The sequence below is a fragment of the Nitrospira sp. BLG_1 genome (genome assembly GCF_047338595.1).
Lineage (GTDB): Bacteria > Nitrospirota > Nitrospiria > Nitrospirales > Nitrospiraceae > Nitrospira_D.
On sequence record NZ_JBLFBO010000106.1, the window covers coordinates 1 to 2,371 of the forward strand.

Sequence of the window (2,371 nt, forward strand, 5' to 3'; positions counted from 1 at the left end):
AGTGGTACGGCAATACGGCCCATGCCAAGATCATGGCCAATGTGCAATGGGAGACTCCTGAAACTGGCTTGACGCAATGGCTTACTGGATCCAGAACCGCTAGAGGCCCAGGCTTCCAACTGACGTTCGGCGATCAGATGGCGACGGCATGGACGGATCGGCTTGCGCCATTCATGAGAGCCTTGAAGTATGCCAGAGAACAACGTGGCCTGGACCAAGAGCAGGTTTTGCCTGGCGACGATCCGGCCTTGCTCTCGCGGTTGTTCATGGGGGTCAATGCCAAGCTCGATGATATCTTCTCGCACGGCATGGTGGATAGTCGGCTTGAACGGGCCACACCTGGTGGACTCTCGTGGTTGTTGGAGCCATTGGATCAATCCTCGTCAAAATCATTGGAAGACTCCATGCAGGAAGTCGCGAGTCTCATGATTGCCCAACGGACTATCGAGAAATCAGAACAGCTCGGTAAGAAACGGGTCAGTGGCATTGGGGCTGGCATAGAGGATGATGTGTCGGTTGCGGAAGCGCGACTCGCGGAACTAAAGAAGGACGAGGCGCGGTATGCGAAGCTGAAAGAGGCGGCGAGCCGCTACCGGCAATGGGCCGATGCGAACCTCCGCTATCTCGTGGACAAAGGCAGGCTCTCGCAAGAGCAGTACGAAGGTATCAAGGCGAACAATGAACAGTACGTGGCGATGCAGCGGATTCTCGAAGTGTCGCCAGGTGAGGAATTGGTCACTTCAATACCGCGTGGAGGACCAGGCCGAAAGATTGGCTCAGTTGGAACGCCGGTCCAAACCTTCAAGGGATCGACCAGAGCCATTAAGAATCCCTATCTCTCCCTGATGGACGCCACACACCGATCAATCAGAGAAGCCGACCGGAACGAAATCCTGAAACTTTTCCGTGATCTCCTGACCACGGACCGAGGACTGTATGAAGGCGAACCGAACAACCTCGCGACGGTGGGACGCGAAGCACAGGCCGGTGAACAGCACACCATTCCCATCTTTGTGAATGGGGAAAAGAAAGTCTGGCAATTCCATCCTGACATCTACAAGGCGCTCAAAGGCATTGAAGAAGGGGAATACAAGCTCCCTCCGGTGTTGACCGTCCTTCCTCGCATTCTCCGGGCGACCATCGTGAACGCACCGCCGTTTGCCTTGCGAAACATCATTCGTGACGCCTGGCATCGGTCCATTGTCTCCCTCGCTGGCAGTAAGCCGTGGGATACCCTCAAGGTCTATTCCAAAGATGAAATCTCACAACTCAAACGATCTGGCGGAGATCAGGCCGGACATTACTACACGGATGCCAAAAACTACGCCAGGGCCATGAAATTCGCCATGGAAGAAGCGGTCGCTTCGCACAACTCCATCGTCGTGAATCCGGCCAAGCTCATGACGTGGGCCAAGAAAGGGGCTCAAGGCTATCTCGACCTGATGCAGGGATCGGAACGCCAAGGGCGTTTATCGGAGTATCGGCGGGCCTTCGCGAAAGCGAAGCGGGCATTCGGATATGACGACTATCACGCAATGCTGTACGCCGCCAGTCAATCCAGGAGCTTGATCGACTATGCCATTGCTGGAAACTGGATGTTGCTCATGAATCAAATGATCCCCTTCAGCAATGCGGCCGTCCAGGGTCTCAGGAGTAGTGCGTTACGGGCGAAGGCTGATCCAGCAGGATATGCCCTCCGCTTCGGTGCCTTCGCGTTGGCCCCGACGCTCATGACCTATGCCTGGAACTATCTGTATGGTGATGATGATCTCGACGAATATCGCCAGCTCCCGGCGTACCAAAGAGACCTCTTCTGGAATTTCAAACTCGGGCCTGATCTGTGGTTGAAAGTCCCGAAGCCGTTTGAGAATGGCGTGATGGCCTCGTCGTTTGAGCGCATGTTGGACTATGCGATGGGCAATCCAAAGGCATTTGATGGACATGTCGGATCGATGGCCAAGACGCTGCTGCCGGTTGATGAGGCGTCATTTGCCGGCCCGTATCAAGCGATCTTCCAGGCAGCCGCCAACTATGACTTCTTCCGGGATCGTCCGATTGTGCCGAGATGGGAAGAGAACCTGGCGCTCGATCTCAGGAGTTATCATCGAGCGTCTCGCTTAGGGCAGGCCCTCCAACAGGCCATTGGAGTCGATGCGAGAAAGATCGACTTTGTGATCCAGCAACAATTTGGCTACCTTGGTCGGTATGCGTCCGACATCTCGGATACAGGCCGTAAAGACAAGCATGGCCTTACGCTGTCGGCCTCTGGCTTAACGGGTGGTTCACCGGCCTCGGTCAGTCTCGATGCGAAGGAAGTTTCCAGGATTGCCGAAGAACGAGGGGTGGTGCCAAGCCGGTCGAAGGCGGTAGA

1 protein-coding gene is annotated in these 2,371 nt (G+C 55.5%); it reads left to right on the top strand.

All coding sequences use genetic code 11. The annotated features are described in order from the left end of the window. Window positions 1-2,371, top strand: a 2,371-nt coding sequence (locus ACMTNU_RS20455; RefSeq protein WP_413937139.1) for an LPD38 domain-containing protein, incomplete at both ends; no start/stop codon positions are given.